This is a genomic window from Promicromonospora aerolata (assembly GCF_042682255.1).
Lineage (GTDB): Bacteria > Actinomycetota > Actinomycetes > Actinomycetales > Cellulomonadaceae > Promicromonospora > Promicromonospora aerolata.
On sequence record NZ_JBHUHF010000001.1, the window covers coordinates 319,341 to 337,896 of the forward strand.

The window sequence follows — 18,556 nt, forward strand, 5'->3', positions numbered from 1 at the left end:
GGCGCTCATCCTTCGTACTCGGACCCGACTGCCGCCGGCGTCGTCGGCTGCTCGAACTGGTCCTTGACCCGCTCGCTCACTGGGGCCTTGTGCGACGGCACCCGGCGCTTCGGGCCACCGGCACCATCCGGATGTACCACCGCGTTGACGCGTCCGAGGAGCGCCGCACTGTACGCGCTGCGCGGAAGACGCTTCTCGGCCTCATGGGCGATCGCGTTCGAAGGGCGGTCGGGCACCTCATTCGTCGACTGGCCCTGCGCCGTGTCGCGGCGCTGCGCTGTCCGACTCTCCTGCCCCCTGGGTGTGGCATCCGGCTGCTCCGGCTGAGTCGTCGGCACGTCCCGGGAGGTGATCATCTTCGGGTCCGCGCTCTCAGGGGCCGACGTACGGCGCTCACGCACGACAGGGTTGAACGGTGAGCCCTGCTCGCCAGGAGCCGGGGACGAGGGCACCGACCGTGCCGGGCGTCCAACCGCCGACATGCCTGCCTGGGAGCTGACTCCTGGACGGGAACCAGGCTCGACCGGGTCGGCTGGTGGAACTGCCGGAGTCCGCACGGCCTCCGGAGCTGCCTCCGGAGCGGCCTGCTGGCGAAGCGCCGAAGGATCCTGGTCGCCACGCCGCCCGACTGTGCGCTGCCGGGAGAGCCCTTCCTGTCTCGCCAGCCCGATCGGCCGGCTACGGCCCTTGCTGAGATCTACCACGATCATCCTCCGTCCTGAACGGAAAGGCCCCTGGATGGCACTCCAGGGGCCTTTCGAAGGGGAGTCGATTCAACCGACAGCGGGCTCTTCGACCGCGACCACCTGCTCCACCACCTGCTCGGACTCCTGGGCCGGAGCGTCGACCTGGGTCTCCCTGGCTGCCTCCTGCGCCTCCCGCGCCGCGCGCATCGACGCGAACTGGTTGTCCAGCGTGGTGCTGTCGATCTTGAACTCGCTCGCCTGGACCGACTTGGTGTTGACCACCAGGCCGGTGCCACGCGAGGCCGGCATCACGTTGCCCTTGAGGCCGTAGAGGGTGCCGATCTCGTTGCCGTCCTTGTCGAGGATCGGCTCGGTGTTCGGACCCGCAGCCTTGACGATCTCCTCCAGCTGCCCGATGGAGTACGGCGCGCCGTTGTTGAAGCCGGTCTTGCCGTCGTCGGTCTTGTACCGCTCGGACTTGAGGTGGAGGTTCGTCTGCTCCGGACCGCGGCTGTCGCGCGCGTCGACCTGGACGTCGGCGTACTGCGTCTTGCCGTCGTGGGTGCGGCCGTTCTTGTACACCTTCGCGATGAGGTTGACCCCGGTCATCGCGCCCTTGCCCTTGAGAAGTGCCATGATCTCTCGCCTTTCGTCGATCCGCCTGCCCTCTCGACAGGTCGGCCATGATCAGTCACATCGTCCGGACAAGTCTCCGAATGCCTGCCGAACACTATTCAGACTAATGCGCGATAGATCATTCGACAAGGCGTAGCGATCATCTATCACTCGTGTTGTGCATCGGTTGATAGATCAATCGGCTTGGATCCTGTGGTGTTCGTGGCGTTCGGCCTGGTCGCGGCGCCATCGACCTCGGCGCGGACGCGCACGACCAGCCCCGCGTCCAGGGAAGAAGCCTTCGACCGGCGCCCGTGCCGGGCCTGCTCGCGCCCGGCGCGGAGCTCGGCGATCCGTGAGCGGAGCACGGTGGTTCCGGTCCCGGCGTCGTCCGCCTGGGTCGCCAGTTCGCGGGAGACGCGCGTCATCACCGCCACGTCGTCCACCGGTAGGTCGGAGATCGCCTCGGACTGGCCGGACTCGTCGAGGTAGGTCGCCGCCGCCAGCAGCAACCGGCGGCGCTCACGGGTGGCCGCCACGAAGTCCCGGCAGGCCTTCGGCCCGACCTCGACGTCACCGGTGAAGTCGTAGCCCAGGTGGTGCAGATCCAGAGCCTTGACCTCGTCGAAGTCGTGCGCAGCGCCGACGACGACCCCCAGGTCGGTGCTCACCTTCTCGGTCCCACCCGTGTTCGGCGGCCTGCCGTCGTCTTCCGTGGCACGGCCCACGCGCAGCACGAGGCCGGAGGACGCCAGATCGGCACGCAGATGCTCGAGACGCTCGTCATAGACCTGCTTCATCGTCCGGATGCGCTGGTCGAGCACCGCACGACCGTGCTTGCCGGCGGTGAGGTGCCTGCCGCCGGGCTGGTCGTAGATCGTCCGTCCCAGGCGTTCGGCCTGTTCGGGGTCCTTCATCCGCCGCAGCGAGGCGTCCGCGCGCAGCGCCATGAGCGAGAGCAGCCGCCGGCCGTAGGCGGCGACGTGCTGCTGTTGCTCGTGCCACTGCCCGGAGTCCCCGACGAAAGGCAGGAAGTGCTGGTACTTGCTCATCACCCGCCGGTGATAGTCCTCCTCGAACCGATAGAAGTCGTAGAGGGGGCGGGAGTCCTCGGCGGCGACACCCACCCGTTCGGCATGTTCCCACTGGCGCGCGAGGTCGCGATAGACCCCGGCCTTGTCCCGGTGGTGCTGCAGGCGTGTGGCGTAGCTGCGCAGCCGGAAGCCGAAGGAGACCAGGTCGTCCTTGGCGCTCTCGTCCGTGTTCTGCCGGTCGGCGGCGAGCACCGCTATCTGTTCGTAGTCCATCCCCATGAGCTCGAGCATCGGCGTGCGCACCCGCAGCTCGGACTCGGGCATCGCCTGCAGCAGCTGGTAGATGCCGTTGACGGCACGCTCCATGATCTGGGCTCGGCCACGGTCGACGAGCATCTGCCACTGGTCGGTGGACAGGTCCTCGCTCTCGCGCCGGCCGTTGGCGTAGTCGATGATCCGCTCCATCGCCTCGGGCAGGGGGGAGCCTGGGCGTTCCAGCTGCTCGACCACCAGCTCGGTGACCAGATGGTTGGCCTTGCGCATGCGGTGGTCGTTGCTGCCGGCGCGCCACAGCCGGCGGTCCGCCGGCAGGCACGCGAGCAGGAACTGTGGCAGGGACTCGGCTCGGATCTGCTCGTGGGCCCAGCGCTTGATGAACGTCGTGACGTTGCGCCGCTCGTAGCCGACGGCACTCGACAGGTGGGCGACAGTTTGCTTCTGGTCGAGCCAGGCGTCGACGCCGCGACGCAGGCGCGACTTGTGGCGATCGAGCAGCTTGCCGCGCTGGGTACCGTGCTTCGTCACCTGACCCCGGCCGCCGTCGACCATGGCCAGGTGGCAGTGGACGTGCTCGGTGTCGACCTGGATGACTCCGACGTAGCGCAGGTCGTCGAAGCCGCTCGTGCCGGCGCTCATCCGGTCCAGGCCGTGCATGATCGCCATGCGCAGCTTCATCTGGTCGATGTGGCCGCGGTAGGCGCCGCGCTCGGTGCAGTGGAAGTCCTGGTCGACGATGCCGTGCTTCTTCAGGTACGCCTCGTCGAAGCTCAGCACCGTCTTGAGCACGGTCTTGCCGCTGTCGAAGTGCTGCTGGAGATCCTTCGAAGCAGCCCTGAGCTGCTCGTCCGAGAGGGAGACCGAGCCGTAGCCGAAGGCGACGCCGCCGTGTGCCTGGGCCTGCCGCATCTGGGTCTTGACCGTGCTGCGCGAGAGGCCGGCGCGCTCCACGGCCGACTCGCGAGCCATGTAGCGCAGAACGAAGTCGTCGGTGCGCAGCCGCTGGATCGGTGCGAGCGACTCCGTCGCCTGCGCGCGGGCCATGTACCGCTCGACGTACCGGCCCGGTGTCGCGCCACGAGATCCCGTGCCACCCGGCTGCGGTACCGAGAACTCGTTGACGATGACGATGTCCTGCTTGAGACCCATGATGGCGCGCTCCTTCTGTCCCGGAACGACACGGCCCCGACTGCCGTCCACCAGCAACCGGGGCCGCACGCTCGCTGTGCTTGGACCGTCCTCAGGACCCCAGACCCTGCTCGCCGAAGTCGTCGAGATCGAGGTCGGCCGCTCGGCGGGCCACCATGCGCTTGTGCTCCTCGAAGCTCGCAGCGGGCTCGCCTGCCTGCCAGCGGGTCTCCCGCTCCTCGACCTCGAGATCCAGGTCGGCCTCTGGGACGTGGGGCGCTCGCTCGAGCAACGGCTCGCCCTTGTGCTCGGTCGCGGGTCTCGGCTGGGCCACGCGTTCCCGGTACAGGTTCTCGGTGGTGCCCTCGATACGCTCGCGTCCGGCGCGGAACTGCTCGGCCTCGGCTGCGATCTCGGCCTCGACCTGCTGCAACCGCTCGCTCACACCGTCGCCGACCGGCTCCGCCTGGACCCCGGGCGCAGCGCCAGCCCGCCCGGCTTCGGCGTCCAGGCTCAGCTCGTCCTGGGTGAACAACGAGTTGATCGCGTCCGAGCGAGCCAACAGCGCGCGCTCGTCGACGACGGTCTGCGTCCTCCGTGCGCCGTCCGCGGGGTGCTCGGCGAAGTACTGGGCGAGGTCGTAGCCACTTGACTCGCGATCGATCTCGAGGCCTCCGATGTCGTGCACCCGGGTGAAGACCACAGGTGCGTCACCCTCGGTCGGCATCCCCGACGGGGCGAGCACGAGAACGTCTACCGCGGCAGGCAGCTCCCACTCAATCCCGGTGACCTGCTCGGGCACCACGAAGCCGTCCGTGAAATAGCCCTTGGCGGCGAGCGCGACCAGCTGCTGGTCGTCGAACTCGTAGAACGCGTCGACCTTCTCTCCGTGGCCGGGGGAGTAGGTCACCTGGGAGATCGCGTACGGCAGCGGCTCGGTCGGGGTGATCGAACGCAGCTCGCCGGTCAGGTGCAGGTACGGGCGGTAGTTCTCCTCCTTGCTGCGGTGCTTGAGGTCGAGCGATCCGACCAGGACACCGATCTCGGCAGGCACGCCCTCCATCCGGTACGTCTTGACACCTCGTTCGTGCAGCACACGGTGCGCCCACACGTCGTCCATCGGAAGTCCTGCGGTTCGCATCACGTGCTCCTCCTGTGGTTCCTCTTGCTCTGTCGGCCGGTCCTGGCGCGGGGCACCGTGGTCTCGCTCTCGGTCTCGGTCTCGGTCTCCTTGGTCCGGGAGTCTCGGATCCGCGCGATCATCCGCGTCGCCCAGCGCCACATGCCGCGCATGAGGGCGATCTCGCCGGCGACGAGCAGAGCGACCAGGAAGAGGAAGGGCATCAGCCACATCGCAACCGTCCCGGCCTCGGTGAGACCGCCCTGGGACGCACCGGACTGCGCGTGCAGCCAGGCACCCAACGACGGGATGACGACCATGGCAGAGATGAACGCGAGCAGATAGTCGCCGGCGAGAACGACTGTCCGGTAGAACCCGGCCCACAGGACGAGCGGCAGACCGCCGTCGCGGCTCTTCGTCGGGGCCAGGTGCTGCCATACAGCTCGGAGCCGTGAATCCCGCTTCTTCGACACAGGTTTCGTAGCGGTCGTGTCTGCCGTCTCGGTCTGGTCCAACGTCGAGGTGGTCATACTCTGCTCGCCCTTCGTGTCGTCGAGGCCCTGTGGGTATGTGCTGGTCGATCAGTGCGCCGATCAGCCGCCTTGATCGGACGACGGATCCGCCGTCGGCGTCATGCCGGTCTCGGCAGATTCGTCCTCGTTCCTGGCCGCGACCAGGACATCGCGGGTCCTGTTCGAGGCTCGGTAGGCGTCCAGCGACGTCACGGTGCCGTCATGGGCAGTGGCGCAGGTGAACACCACGAACTCGCTCTTGGTGGTGCTGTTCTCGTCCTGTTCGACAGGATCGAGCCGGGCCACTCCGACGTAGGAGTAGTCCAGGCCCTGCACGCCACGCACGTCGAGGTCGAGACCGGCGAGGGCGTACACAGTGCCAGCGCCCTGCATGGATCCGGTCGCCGTCATCCACCCGGGCACGAACTCGGTCAGGACCCTCGACTCGTGGTCGAGGAACTCGTAGCGAGCGTCGAGCAGCGCCTGCGTCCTAGCGACCGACCGGCTTGACGCCGAACTGTCCGTCAGGCTGAGCAGGAGGGACCGGATCACGGCCTCGTCCTGGCTCACTCGATCGGTCTCCGTACTCGCGAGCTCTGTCTGCAGCGCGGTGTGCGCGACCTTGAGCTCGTGCAGCGCGACGGCGAGATCTGCCTCGAGCGCCTGGACCAGAGCGTCCTCGTCATCGGGCTCGGTCGAGCCGTCATCGAGCAGGGCCGAGCCGAGCGCGAACACCGAGAGCGTGAGCAGAGCCCCTGCACCGCCGACCAGGAGCTTCCCGGCGTGGCTGCGCAGCCAGTACCTCCTGTCTGCGGTCACGATCCCGTCACCTCCAGTCGCAGCGCCTCACCCGTCGCCGTCGTACCCGTCGTCACACCCGAGAACGTCCTGCGGTGCATGTCGTAGTGGGCGCTGGCCCAGGCGAGCAGCGCCGGTGTCTCGCCCTGACCGGTCCGGGTCTCCAACGCCAGCCACGTGACCTCGACGCTGCTGTCGTCGGTGATCGCGTAGGGCACCTGGGCGACCCACTCGAAGCCCGAGTCGAAGCTCATCGGGGTCCCTATGCCGCTCGCGACGTCCTTGTCGCCGGCCAGCAGATACCAGGGCGCGAGACGTGCCTGGTCGACCGAGGGCGCGAAGTAGGGGACGAGGTTCCGGCGCCCCGACAGGCTCGCATCGAAGTCGACGTCACCGCCGGAAGCGGCCACGTGGGGCGTCAGATAGCGATAGTCGTTCTGCAGCTTCGCGACCTGGCCAGAAGCAGACAAGGCCGCGACCAGACCGCGGTCGGCGTCTTCCGCACCCGGCAGGGCAACGGTCTTCGCCTCCGCGACCCGGATCCGCTCCTGCAGGGCGAAGAGCTCCTGCGACATCTGGGCGCTGTCCCCGGGCCGGCCACCGGCGAACCCTGCGGCCAGCACAAAACACAACAGCGCCCCTACGCCCATGCTCACAGCCGCGACGACCGTGCCGGTGCGCATGTCGCCGGTGGTCCCCATCTGGTCGGGGGCATCAGCTTCCTCGTTCGGCGGCTCGAGGCCCGACACGCTCGACGGGGTCACGAAACGCTTCTTGTGCGTACCGCTCACAGCCTGACCTCCGACTCGCCGATCCGTGTCGACATCATTCGCCTCGACTCGCTGGTCCATTAGCGTTCCAATGCAAGCCTATCAATAGGATGATTCGAAAGATGGATGGAATCATCCGGAATGGCGAGTGCTGCCGCTCGCGGGGACGCCAGAGAGCTCAGAGACCGCTCCGTCGGCGTCGACCGTCACGAAGAGCAGCATCGGTCGGTGCGCCGTGACGCTCGCACTGTTGGCGTCGTTCCGGCTCACCGCGTCTGAGGTAATCGCGATGTCGACCAGGACGGCATAGGCGTAGTCGCTCGCCCGGACCTCGACGACCTCGATGTCGGGATCGTCGCCGATCGCCGAGTTCAGCCCGACCGCGTCGATGTAGTAGTACCTCTGACCGTCGCGGACCTCGTTGAATCGCGACGGAGGCATGAACTCCTGCAGGAACACGTCGTCCTCGGTGAGGTCGAACCGGTCCTTGAGGCGCTCACGCGCTTCGTCGTAGGCCACGCCCGAGTCCCACGTGAAGGCCACATCGAGCAGCGACTCGATGACCGCGGCATCGGTGTCCATCCGCGACCGGCTGACGCCGAGAGACTTGAGGACGTTCACCTCCACCCGCTCGTCGTTCTCCTGCTCGACGTCGGCCAGCCGTCCGGCGAGCTCATTGATTCGCGCTTGCTGCCCGGCCAGGTCCACGTGCTGGGCGTTCCAGGTGAGGCCTGCGACGATCGAGACCACCACCAGGGCGGCCGCGATCACCGAGGTCCAGAGGTTGCGCCGGAAGAGTCCTCGCCTCGTCGATGCTTCGCTCATCAGTTCCCGCCGCTGTTCTTGTCCTGTCCGCCCAGGCCGGCGGCGATCTCTGGGACCGCTGACCGGTCCTGAGGCGGGCTCGAGCCGCGCCGGTACTGCGCACCGGCCGCCGTCGTCGCGACCTCGAGCTGGTCGAAGGTCCCCGTCGTGCCGTCATGCGTGTAGCGCGCGCTCGCCCAGGCGAGCACCTCGTCGGTTGCCGCGTCCCGACAGAGCCAGACCGCTTGTGCCCGGTCCGTCGTGCCCGAGGTGTCCAGGGAGTCGACGTCCGGCAGCACCGTCTCGAGGGCCCACGTGTACGCACGCGGATCGGCGGCGTCCGGCCCGTCGTAGCGGATGTACCAGGCGTAGCGAGGGTCGACCTCGGAGGTCGCATCGAACGACGTCGCCGTCGACCAGTTGTAGGCCTCTTCGTCCTGGACCAGGTAGGAGGAGTGGCTGAACAGCGGCGCGAGCCGTCGCCGGTGCTCGGCGATGTCGAGCATGGCCCGGTTGGGCGCGCCGTTGTTCGGGCCGGGCTGCGTGCTGGCCTCGCGGTAGAGCTCGGCAAAGGTCTGCTGGGCCGTCGCGACCTGCTCCGCATCTGCAGCGGCCGCCTCGGTGAGTGTCGACATCTGCTCGGCGAGGTCCGTGTCCTGCCCCACCGCTTCGACCTTGGCCAGCTGCTCCTCGAGCTCGACGATCCGGGCCTCGTTCTGCGCCCGGGTCGCGTCGTACTTCTCACCAGTCACGCCCGTGGCGACGACGAGGACGAGGATTCCCACGCCCATGACCGCAGCGAGTGCGCGTCGAACCAATCGGGCGTCGCCCTGGGGTGTGCGTGCGTCGGGGGTCACGCGCTGACGCATAGCCCAGTCGTCGAAGCGTGATTCGAGCTCGGGCCCAGTGAAGTGCTTGCGCCTGTTCCACGCGACAGGCTTCTCTTCGGACGCCGGCTCGGCGTCGGCCCAGTCCGGACTTGTGTCCTCGGTCTTGCCGTCGGCTGCCGTCACGACACGAACTCCTCCCTCGACATTGACCCAGTGGACGGGGCAGGTCTCGACCTAGATCTAGATCTTGATCTCGTCGTTCCCGCCGTTTCCGACCATGTCCGAGACGTCGACGAACTCCCAGCCTCCGTCTTTCCACTCCGAGACCTCGACCCACCGCACCCGGCCGGGAAACTGGCAGTAGGCAGCCTCACCGATGAGGATCCGATCGCCTTCGATGGCGAGGACGATGCCCGTGTGGCCGGCTACCGAGGTGTTGCCGTGCGAGAACACCGAGTACGGCGTCGGGGTCTTCGTGGTGTGCTTTCCCATCGCGCCCGCCATTGACCCGGCCACGTCGACGCCGTTGCCCGGCGTGTAGCCACCCGTGTAGGAGGTGTACTTGACGATGAAGTACCAGGAGAAGCTCACGCAGTTCTCGATGTAGCTGCCGTTGCACTGTCCGGGGCCGCCGCCGTTGAAGGTGTCCCGGAGGATCTGGTCGCCCTCCGCGTTGTAGAGCTCGACGAGTGCCTGGGCGTCCGCCTCGGACATCCCACCACCGGTGAGGCCGATGTTCTCACCCTGGACGCCGCAGTTGCCGAGGATGGTGCTGATCCCGTTGCTGATTCCGCCGACGATGTCGCCGACGATGTCCTCGACTCCGCCGGCGATGGAGTCGTCGACCTGCCAGCCGCTCATCGTGCCGAACCACATCTCGGCGTCGGCGGAGCGCTCGGCCTTCATCGCCGCATTGTCGGCGGAGCGTTCCCACCGGTCGTGGAAGTGGATCGCTGCCGCGCTCGGCGAGCCCTGTGACGTCGTGATCATGTCCTTGAAGACCGCGACGTCGCTCGGGTTGTCGCCCTCGACCATGAACGCCAGCTGCGCCTGGATCGTGTACCAGTCGAGCCCCTTGGTCTCGGCGTAGCGGAGCAGCTGCAGCGTGCGGCCGTTCGACCACTGGCCCAGGCCGATACCGCCGTGCGTCTGGCCGGGGATGTGGGTGAAGTTCCCGTCCCAGGCCGCCTGCTTGCGCGGGCCGATCCGATAGGGCTCGTCGAAGATGGCCTCGACCGAGGTCGGGTCGATACCCGACTCCTGTGACCAGTTGCCGAGGATGCCCGCGATGTTCTCGTCTGGCATTCCCCAGCTGCTCAGCACCGAATAGACGGCCTTCGCGTTCTGCTCGCTGTTCACCGAGACCCCGACGCCGGCTGCGCCGCCACCGCGGGTTTCGACCACGCAGGCCGACCCGCTGGAGCTGATGCGACCCTCGGTGAGCGACGTCTGGTCGAGGACGCCGGTAACGACGGTGCTCATGAGGGCGATCGCGGCCACCGACGCGGTGACACCTGACGCCGCGGCGGCCACCGGGGCCACCGCGGCGCTGACGGCGACGCCCAGGACCGCGCCCGTGGTGTTCGCGATGAACCCACCGATCGCTACGAAGGGCGCGGCCACCGCGTGACCGACCGCCTTGACGACGTTGACGAGGAACATCCACAGCGCGTTCGCGGCGTTGGCCGCCAACGCCATGGACGCGAAGAACATCGACTTCAGCCAGTTCAGCAGTGCCATCGTCATGAGCACACCTATGGCCGGTGGCGCGGCCGCCGCGGCACCCCCGACGGCGACACCCTTGGCGACCTTCGAGCCCGTGCCCTCGTCCGCCGCCTTCGCGCCGGCGCGCGCGTAGCCTGTGCCGCCGGCACCCAGGCCGCGCTCGTCCGCCGGCGTGGCGTCCGGGCTGCCGCCGGTGACCTGGGCCGCACCCTTGACGGTGTCCTTTGCCGCCTCGATGCCGACTTCCTTCACCGCGCCCACCGCAGCGCCATGCAGGCCGCCCTGCAGGCCGCCGCCGATGCTGCCGGCCACAACCTTGCCGGCGTAGCGGCGGGTGCTGCTCTCGCGGTCGCCTTCCACAGCCCGGCCAACCACGCCGCCCGCACTGCGGCTTGCGTCCTGAGGGTGGCCCAAGATCGGACCTGGGCCACCCTCAGCACGCGAGGCAGCAACTGCAGCCCCGGCATCCGGCCGGCGATTGTCCGGTCCGGTCGGTGCTGTCGGGCTGCCCGAGGAAGCCGGGATCGGCAGTTGCTTGGCTGTGGCGGGTCCGCCGCCGGAGCCTGCAGGTCTGCTTCGACCCATGACCGGCCCACCCGGTCTGGTGCCGTCCCCGTGCGATCTGCTCGTGCCGGCGTGATCAGCGCCGAGGTCCTTGCCGCCTCGCCCAGATGATCCGGCCGACGACGACGAAGAACTCGCAGGGACCTGTGAGGGGGTTGAGCCCTCAGATTCCGGTGCTGCCGGGTGTGGTGGCTGCGTGCTGCTGTGCCCCTCCACGTCCTTCCGATCTGCGGAGGTACCGGACCGGGCCGACGCGTCCGGATTCTTGGGCTTGTCGGTAGCCATCAGAACTTCCCTCCCGGTTCGGTGCCCGGTCGTGACCTGTTCGCGCTCAGTAGAGCGTCGTCAGGAAGTCGTGGTCGTCGCGGACAGTGCTGTTGGACTGCACGCCGCGTAGAGAGACGTCCAGTCGGAGGAGCTCGAGCATCAGGTCGGACTGATACTCGGCCTTGCCTGTGGAGTAGTCCTGATACGCCCGTGACAGGTTGTTCATCACGGTCGTGAGGGGCCGCATCGTCACGTCCGAGAGCTGGTAGTCGTCGGTGAGGCTGGAACCGTCCGAGAGGATCCACTGCATGTCCGAGACCCTCTGAGTCCTGCCGTCCGCGACTTCCTCACGCTTCGCGGAGAGGAACTCGGCGTAGCTCTGCCCGGAAGGTACGAGGGCATCGAGGTAGCCGTCGTAGACGTCGCCCGAGCGCCAGTCGAGGCCGAACCCGCCGGGGACGACCTGGTCGGTCTCCAGCGTCAGCGTCGAGACACCGTCCTGCGCCTCAGCGGCCGAGACACCCGTGATCTCGTCGCCGGCCAGCGACGCGGGCACCGACGGCGGACGCAGGAACAGCCCGTCGACCTTGGTCATCTCCAGATCGGTCGTGTACGCCTCGACCTGAGCCAGGCTTGTGCGCATCTCGATGAGCTTCCGGTCCAGGGAAGTCCGGAGCTCCGCCTCCTGGGTCTCGAGCACGACGTCGTAGAACGCGCGCGCAGGATCGAAGGTCAGTGCGTCGAGAGCGGGGATCACCTCGGCTCCCGAGGCCCCGGGGTTGAAGAAGACCCTCCACTGGTCGTACTTGGCGAAAGTCCGATCGCCACCCAGCTCGTCGGGGTTCGCAGTCCCATCCTGCTTCGCGAAGGACAGCTCTGCGTTCGCCCGTACGGTCAGATTGAGGACCTGACGGTCGAAAGGCTCCTCGGCGTCCAGGAGGACCCCGACGTAACCGGTCGAGCCGAAGACGTGGAAGGACCCCTCGATCCCGCCGGTGCTGACCGGCTCGCTGTTCAGCGAGGTGTCCGAACCGAGCAGGAACGCCTGGTAGTCCGCAGCGTTGTACGAGATCTGTGCGCTCTCGTCGAAGTGCATCATCACGAGCGCCTTGTCGCCGCTCTCGTTCGTGTAGATCCCGTCGACGTCGCCGCCGAGATCCGTCTTCGACGTGACGAACTCCTGCGTGTACAAAGCTGTCTGCGACAGCGCGTCGCGACCCGCCTTGAAGGCCGCGACACCCGAACCCACCATCACGATCGCGCCCGTGACCACGAAGATGCCGAAAAAGACACCGAAGCGCTCGATCGCGTGGTGCGAGTCGAGCTTGAACTTCTTGCCGAGGTTCAGTGCTTTGTCCTTGATTCCCATGTTCCCTGCCTGCCGCCCTGCTCTCTGTCCTGCCTGTACCGGGCCCGGACCTGGGTACGACGAACCGGGCCGGAGGATGCCGGGCTCCTCCGGGGTTCCGGTCCGGCGACATCTCGTGTGTCCGGGCGTATCTGGGAGGACCTCCTAGCCGGAGATGCGGTCCAGGACCCCGCCGACCTGATCGACGGTCTGAACGATCACGGTGCCTCCGCCGAGGTCCTCGATGGTCTGCTGGCCGCCGGACCCGACTGTCTCGATGAACTGCCACCCGCCCGTGCCCAGGGCACCCGCGAAGATGATGAGTGCGGCGATGGTGCCCCAGCCCGCCTGCTGGCTGGCCGTCTGCGGGTTCGCCCATAGCTTCTTGAGGAGGAGCACCCCTCCCCACACCAGTGCGGCAGCCCCCAGCAGCATGAGCACAAGACCACCCCATTGCTGGACCTGGGCCTTGGCGTTCTCCAGGAAGCTCGTCAGGTCCCAGGCGGCACTCGGCAGCGACGCCGGTCCGAGGGCTGTTGCCTCGTAGTAGATCCTCGTCATGGTTCTTCCCTCTGGCCTTTCGGATCGCTCGTGACATGACGGCGAGTCACAAGACCACGAGCACGACTACCTGCTGATAGAGGATGCGACGACCTATCGCCAATGCGGTCGGACGCATCCTGACCAGGAGCCTTGAGGGTCGGGCTGGTCGACGTACTCGTCGACAAGATCCGGGTCTACTCGTATGCGTGCGCGTCTCCTATTGCCAATCTACATCATTCGAGTCATCAATCGATAGGACTATCGGGTGGGCTGTGGATAGATTCCGATAGGTCTCGGTGGCGAGAGGCGGGCGGTGTCGTGCCAGCCTCGGCAGCGCACAGCGGCCCTGTGGAATCCGCAGGTCGATCTGTGTAATGTGCTGTTCCAGCACTGCTGTGGCAGGGTCTGCTCCGACAGATGCAAGGCCCGCATGTCCGCTCACCTGACCAGGAGCAACGACCCGCATGAACCCACTGCCCGGAGACCTCTTTGCGCGACGCCTGCGACAGGAGCGGGCGCGTCTCGGCATCAGCCAGGCCGAGCTCGCCCGGCGCATGGCGCGGCTGCTCGGTGAGAACGTCGAGTCCACCAGGATCACCCGCATCGAGCAGATGACCCGCGCGGTCCGACTCGACGAGGCGGTCGCCGCGGCCGATTCCCTCGGCGTGCCGCTGATCGTGCTCGTGAGCGACGATGCCGCCCGCGAGAACGAGGCCGAGATCCAGGAGCGCCTCGCCGAGCTCGCAGCGGCCGAGCAGCTGTGGGAGAAGCAGCGTCACGAGGTCGCTCGGATCACCCGGGAGATCCAGCTGCTGTCCGCAGAACGGGAGCAGCTTCGCAAGCACGCCAGGGATGCGGATCCAAAGACCCGTGTCGACTACAAGCTAGATCCGGAGCACCAGGCCGCGATCGACGCGCGGGTCACAGACCCAGACGCATGACGCTGTTGCGGGCGGCCGGGTTGAACTCCCGGTCGTAGACGTTCACCGTCTCGGCCTTCTGCCACCGGCCCGCGCGCATGATCTCTTCGGTGCTCGCGCCGTTGCGCCTCGCCTGCGTGACGTGCCCGGCGCGCAGGCTGTGAAAGCCGTACGCCGAGGGATTCATCCCGGCTTCTGTCATACGTCTGCGCAGCATCGTGTGCAGCGCGTCGCCGCTGACGCCGGCCTCGTGGATCCGTGCGTCCTTCCGGTTGCGGTACGTCGCGCGCAGCAGGTAAGCGGACGATGCCAGATCCGTACCGTCGATGAGCTGACCGCCGCCGTCGGCGCCACAGACATGCGTGTCGAGCTGGTAGCCGTACAGCTGGCTCATGAGCGACTGCCGACGAGTCCGGGGGTCGACAGTCGCCGACTCTCGTAGCAGTGCGACCCACCGGTGCACCGCACACGGCGGGCAAGTCCGTGGCGTACCGCCGAAGGGGAGGACGACGACGTCGGGCTGGGAGTTGTCCTGATCGGCCTTCGACCGGCCCACGTGCACATGGATGCCGTCGCCCGGGTGCAGCTCGAGGCTGTTGAGCCGCAGACCTGCCGCTTCGCTGCGCCTCAGAGCCCCGGCGAAGCCGAGCCACAGCGCGGTCGCGTCCCTCGTGGCCGAGACACCTGCGGGATAGACGTCGTGGGTCATCGAATCGACGATCCGTACCACCTTGTCGAGCACCAAGGGCCTCTTGCGCACGGGCCTCGCGGCGCGCAGCTTCGCCAGGCCGCGGACCAGGTCGCTCACCGCGCGGTGACCGGTCGGGTCGAGGTAACCGTCACGCAGGTGGCGCTCGGCGATGCCCGCGAGATGCTGGCGGATGGTGGCCAGTGCGAACCGGGGCTCGCCCCAGTCGTCGACCTGGGTCGACATCCACGCCACGTACCACCGCACCACCTGCGGGTGAGCGGGCAGCGCCTCGAGGCCTAGGTCGACACAGAAGCCGCCGAACGAGCGCCACGCCTTCTCGTAGGCCCGCCGCGTATTGATCGACAGGGTGTGAGTCTCGAGGTCCCGGGAGACAGCCTCGAGCTCGTGCAGCTCTTCGGCGATGTCAGCGTCGAGGATCACCGGCGGCGCGTCGACCGCCGCGAGGTGCACCCTGCGCTCCAGCGCGTTCACCATCACCATCGCTCCAGTGTCGTTCACGCCCCGCCCAGAATTGGGGGGCAAACGACGTCGAGTTCCTGAAGCGTCGGGCAACGAACAAATCGAGTTTGATGGGTGGCGATAGCGCGCTGCGGGATTTGCCGACTACGGTCGTCACCATGGCTAGGTACGAAGCGTGTACAGCGCTCGGAGGTGGTGGTCGACTAGGCGCCGGGCGTGCGGACCTCGACGACATAGGTGATCCTCGCGAGATGACGGATGGATCCTCGCGCGCGAATGAGCGGGACTATGAGCGCAGCACGCCGCGCGGTTCAAGGTGGATGCACGAGACGGGTAACGCAGGTTGCTGCAGGGTCGGGCAGTAGACCCCATGGCGACCATTTTCGCGGAAGGGTTTGAGACCAAAGAGATCGTCTACGTCGTCCTCGGCGGTGTGATCCTGGCAGCTGTCCTTGCGGTGTTCAGGTGGATCATCAAACCCCTGGCGGCCGCCTGGCGTACGGGCCTTGCCGGTTCCAAGTCACAACTCAAGGCGGACGCTGCGGACGACGCTGAGGAACGCCTTGTCGTCCTACGCGACCAAGTGCGGGACGTCGCAGAGGAGCAGGGCCTGAGGGAGCCTGACCATGCGACCGGTCACAACCCGACGATCGTCACCTATACCGACGGCCACGTGACCTCATACTTCTCCGACCACGCCGCCTATAGACGGGCAATGACAAATCGGACGACGGATCCACGGCGATCCTTCGTCGGCGCGCCACCGCAGCCTGTCTCCGAGTGGGACGAAGAAACCCTTCAGGACTGGCTAGCCGAGCACACCACGCAATAAGCGGTTCACCAATAGATGAGACCTGGCCAGAGATCTGTATCGACCCGAAGGAAGCATGATGAGGTGGAACCCCACGCACCTGCCCGAGATGCGCCAGGACCTCGCTTACGGCGCTCTCGTCGCGATGCTCGTCGGTGCGTGGACTCTCATGCAAGCAATCGACGGTCGCCAGCACACGCCGGGTACAGCCGGGCAGAAAGGCCGCAAGGCGTCGGGCAGGCACCAACCCGGGTGTGACTGTGGTCGACCTGCGTCGTATGAAGCACGTCGACACAACTCTCGGCGCCGGCGGGCGCACGTACCGTCACCGGTAGATCGTGCGCGGCCACTGGCGCCAGCAACCCCACGGACCTCGTCAGACACTGCGCCGGCCGACGTGGGTTCCGTCCTACACCAAAGGTCCTGAGGGAGCCCCATTCAAGACGAGCGAATACGTACACGTCTGGCACCGATAGTGGCAACGGCGAAGCAGGGTGACAGATCGTCTGTCCACCGCACCAACGCGACGATCCCGGGTTAGCTTCCGAACATGCATCGACACATCATGCATGGGTGACGTTGATCTTGCGTGCCAGCGCTTCGAAGTTGTTCAGCGTGGTCTGTGAGAGCTTCTCGACCTTCGTCGGGTCACGGAGCAGCACCTCGGCCGGGCGCCAGTGGTCGAACTTGCCGTCTAGCGCCTCAAGCCGCAGGAGTAGGCGGTCGGGATGATCTGGCAAGTCTCCGACCTTGTGCTTCTTTGCGAACGCGGCGTTGTACAACGAGAGGTAGTCACCAACGCCGAACAGGTCCTCGATGTCGCTGTGCTTTTGGTCCAGGACCGCACCTACGAACACGACTCGTCCACCGTCGATCTTGTTTGCCTTGATCGCGGCCTCGACCTTGCCGCCGCCTTCGGTGCCCGAGTCGAGCAGAACAGTGACGGACACCTTGCGCCCGAGGAGCGAGACGAACGCGGGAACGTTCGAGGCACCTCCCGCGGGGAGGATGCGCCACCGGTCGTCAAGCCCCTCGCGACCCTGGTCACGGAGGTATCGGCTGATCACGTCGAAATAGGCGAGGTCCGAGGGGCCCTCGACGAGCAGGTTCCGTTCCCCGATGAAGAGGTTCTGCGAGAGGTCGTAGCCGAGTGCAGCCTGTAACGGAAAGGCGCTGTCCTCACCGACCTCCAGTGCGTCCGACGAAGTGACAGAACCAATGTCCTCGCCGCGGTCCTCCACGACCCGCACCCGCTCGATCTGCTCGACCATGAACGGCGAGTGCGTTGTATAGATCACTTGCCCTATTGGTGCGAGGCGGTCGTTGATGAAGCGCAGAAAATCCCGCTGAGCCTTCGCGTGGAGAGTGAGCGCGGGCTCGTCGAGCAGGATCACAACGTCGTCCTCTCGTTCCTCGAACTCGCTGAACGCCGCGAGGAAGGAGAAGAACCACTGGTAGCCCGACGAGCGGAGTGCGAAGTTGTTTGTGAAGTCGTGCTTACGGTCCTCGACGCGGAAATTGAGGTAACGCGCCACGATCGTCTGACCCTGCGGCTGCGGCACAGTCTCCGCCTCGATCTCCACCCTGATCCTGAGTTCAGGGTTGGTGCTCCAGTATTCGGCCATCTCGCGTGAGAGATCGCTGGAGACGGCCTCGAGCTCGGCGGTGCGCGACTCGAATTCGGCGTCGGTCACCGAGTCGATGTCGGTCTCGGCCAAGCGCAGGAGCGCACGGGCAGTCTGCTTGGGTGACGCTCCGGGTTCCTCGTCCTCCTGCGTACGCAGCGTCGCGACATCGACACGGCCCTCAAGGTTCTGATACCCCGCGAACCGGAAGAACTGAGGCATCCGAGCCGCGACGACTTCCCTCGCGATCATGTTCAGATCGTCGTTGCGTCCAACGAGCGACTTGATCCTCTCCAGCGCGGCAGCATTGGCGACGGGGCTGTCGTCCTCCGGATCGTCCAGCTCAGCTTCGTCAGATACGGCGGCGGCCGGGACGGGGGCAAGGGCTTCCCTGAGCTCGGTGACGGTGGCATGCGTCCTCAGAATCTTGTCCAGATCCGGGTGGCCTTCGAGGACGTTGCGCATGAAGCGGTCGATGTCGATGTCGATGTCGACCCAGAGCGCGTCGTCGTATTGGCGGCCGACAGTCACCGTCTTTGGCGCAGCGACACCTGTGCCCAGCGCGTCACTGAGCGCAGCCAGATCATCCTGGTCCAGGTCGAACGTCGCCTCGATCGGCGAGACCTCCGAGAGGTTTTCGCTCCGGCCGTCGCGCTTCCAACGCCACCGCGGGTAGTCGTCCCGCTCGACGAACGTGTCTCCGTAGACCGGGTTCAGCCGATAGAGAGCGTCGAGCATCGCTGACTTGCCCGACTCGTTCATCCCGACGAGTGTCGTCACGTCACCTTCGACCGACACTTCTGTCGAGTCGAGCACGTTCCTGTACCGGCGAACCCGGAACGACATCAGCCTCATTGAGCATCCTCCCCGAACGGTGGGCACTGCGAGGCGAGCGTACTGGGAGCCACCGACACGGCCGGGTAGGTCCCGTCGTGAGCCCTGATGTCCTCCGCCACTCAACTTGTCTCCGCCTGGCTCTCTGACCTGCAGTGGGACAACTTGAGTGGCG

General features: G+C 66.8%; 16 protein-coding genes. 2 read left to right on the top strand and 14 right to left on the bottom strand.

Going from position 1 to position 18,556, the window contains the following annotated elements; all coding sequences use genetic code 11:
• Nucleotides 1–5: 5 nt before the first annotated feature.
• From ACFSL2_RS01465 to ACFSL2_RS01520, 12 genes are all read right to left on the bottom strand, one after another.
• Nucleotides 6–356, bottom strand: a complete 351-nt coding sequence (locus ACFSL2_RS01465) for a hypothetical protein (protein WP_377196126.1) — start codon at nt 354–356, stop codon at nt 6–8.
• Nucleotides 357–773: 417 nt separating this feature from the next.
• The gene (locus tag ACFSL2_RS01470) at nt 774–1,322 is read right to left on the bottom strand and encodes a hypothetical protein (protein ID WP_377196127.1); all 549 of its coding nucleotides are present in this window, start codon (nt 1,320–1,322) and stop codon (nt 774–776) included.
• Between the two features lie 146 nt (nt 1,323–1,468).
• On the bottom strand, nt 1,469–3,760 hold the full coding sequence (mobL, locus tag ACFSL2_RS01475; RefSeq protein ID WP_377196128.1) for a relaxase MobL: 2,292 nt from the start codon (nt 3,758–3,760) through the stop codon (nt 1,469–1,471).
• A 91-nt stretch (nt 3,761–3,851) separates the two neighbouring features.
• Nucleotides 3,852–4,880: a hypothetical protein gene (locus tag ACFSL2_RS01480; RefSeq protein WP_377196129.1), complete on the bottom strand. Its 1,029-nt coding sequence runs from the start codon at nt 4,878–4,880 to the stop codon at nt 3,852–3,854.
• A complete protein-coding gene (locus ACFSL2_RS01485; protein WP_377196130.1) occupies nt 4,880–5,389 on the bottom strand; it encodes a hypothetical protein in 510 nt (169 codons plus the stop codon). Before ACFSL2_RS01485 ends, ACFSL2_RS01480 begins: the two co-directional genes overlap by 1 nt.
• 63 nt (nt 5,390–5,452) lie before the next feature.
• Entirely contained in the window at nt 5,453–6,190 is a 738-nt protein-coding gene (locus ACFSL2_RS01490; protein ID WP_377183955.1) for a hypothetical protein, read from the bottom strand.
• On the bottom strand, nt 6,187–6,933 hold the full coding sequence (locus ACFSL2_RS01495; RefSeq protein WP_377196131.1) for a hypothetical protein: 747 nt from the start codon (nt 6,931–6,933) through the stop codon (nt 6,187–6,189). Before ACFSL2_RS01495 ends, ACFSL2_RS01490 begins: the two co-directional genes overlap by 4 nt.
• A 138-nt stretch (nt 6,934–7,071) precedes the next feature.
• Entirely contained in the window at nt 7,072–7,764 is a 693-nt protein-coding gene (locus ACFSL2_RS01500) for a hypothetical protein (RefSeq protein ID WP_377196132.1), read from the bottom strand.
• Nucleotides 7,764–8,756 (bottom strand): hypothetical protein, encoded by a 993-nt coding sequence (locus tag ACFSL2_RS01505; RefSeq protein ID WP_377196133.1) that lies wholly within the window; start codon nt 8,754–8,756, stop codon nt 7,764–7,766. Before ACFSL2_RS01505 ends, ACFSL2_RS01500 begins: the two co-directional genes overlap by 1 nt.
• A 57-nt stretch (nt 8,757–8,813) precedes the next feature.
• Nucleotides 8,814–10,658 carry a phage tail tip lysozyme gene (locus ACFSL2_RS01510; protein ID WP_377196134.1) on the bottom strand — a complete coding sequence of 615 codons (1,845 nt, stop codon included), beginning with the start codon at nt 10,656–10,658 and terminating at the stop codon, nt 8,814–8,816.
• 535 nt (nt 10,659–11,193) lie between these two features.
• Nucleotides 11,194–12,498, bottom strand: coding sequence for a hypothetical protein (locus tag ACFSL2_RS01515; protein ID WP_377196135.1), 1,305 nt, complete (start codon nt 12,496–12,498; stop codon nt 11,194–11,196).
• Between the two features lie 144 nt (nt 12,499–12,642).
• Nucleotides 12,643–13,038 carry a hypothetical protein gene (locus tag ACFSL2_RS01520; protein ID WP_377196136.1) on the bottom strand — a complete coding sequence of 132 codons (396 nt, stop codon included), beginning with the start codon at nt 13,036–13,038 and terminating at the stop codon, nt 12,643–12,645.
• Nucleotides 13,039–13,484: 446 nt separating this feature from the next.
• Here ACFSL2_RS01520 and ACFSL2_RS01525 point away from each other — a divergent pair, with 446 nt between their 5' ends.
• Nucleotides 13,485–13,961 carry a helix-turn-helix domain-containing protein gene (locus ACFSL2_RS01525; protein WP_377183974.1) on the top strand — a complete coding sequence of 159 codons (477 nt, stop codon included), beginning with the start codon at nt 13,485–13,487 and terminating at the stop codon, nt 13,959–13,961.
• Here the strand turns inward: ACFSL2_RS01525 and ACFSL2_RS01530 are convergent.
• Nucleotides 13,942–15,150 (bottom strand): site-specific integrase, encoded by a 1,209-nt coding sequence (locus ACFSL2_RS01530; RefSeq protein ID WP_377196137.1) that lies wholly within the window; start codon nt 15,148–15,150, stop codon nt 13,942–13,944. The two genes, ACFSL2_RS01525 and ACFSL2_RS01530, sit on opposite strands and share 20 nt — an antisense overlap.
• A 331-nt stretch (nt 15,151–15,481) precedes the next feature.
• Here ACFSL2_RS01530 and ACFSL2_RS01535 point away from each other — a divergent pair, with 331 nt between their 5' ends.
• On the top strand, nt 15,482–15,943 hold the full coding sequence (locus ACFSL2_RS01535; protein ID WP_377196138.1) for a hypothetical protein: 462 nt from the start codon (nt 15,482–15,484) through the stop codon (nt 15,941–15,943).
• A 542-nt stretch (nt 15,944–16,485) separates the two neighbouring features.
• On the opposite strand, the gene ACFSL2_RS01540 is transcribed toward ACFSL2_RS01535, so the two are convergent.
• Nucleotides 16,486–18,402, bottom strand: coding sequence for an AAA family ATPase (locus ACFSL2_RS01540; RefSeq protein WP_377196139.1), 1,917 nt, complete (start codon nt 18,400–18,402; stop codon nt 16,486–16,488).
• Between the last annotated feature and the right edge of the window lie 154 nt (nt 18,403–18,556).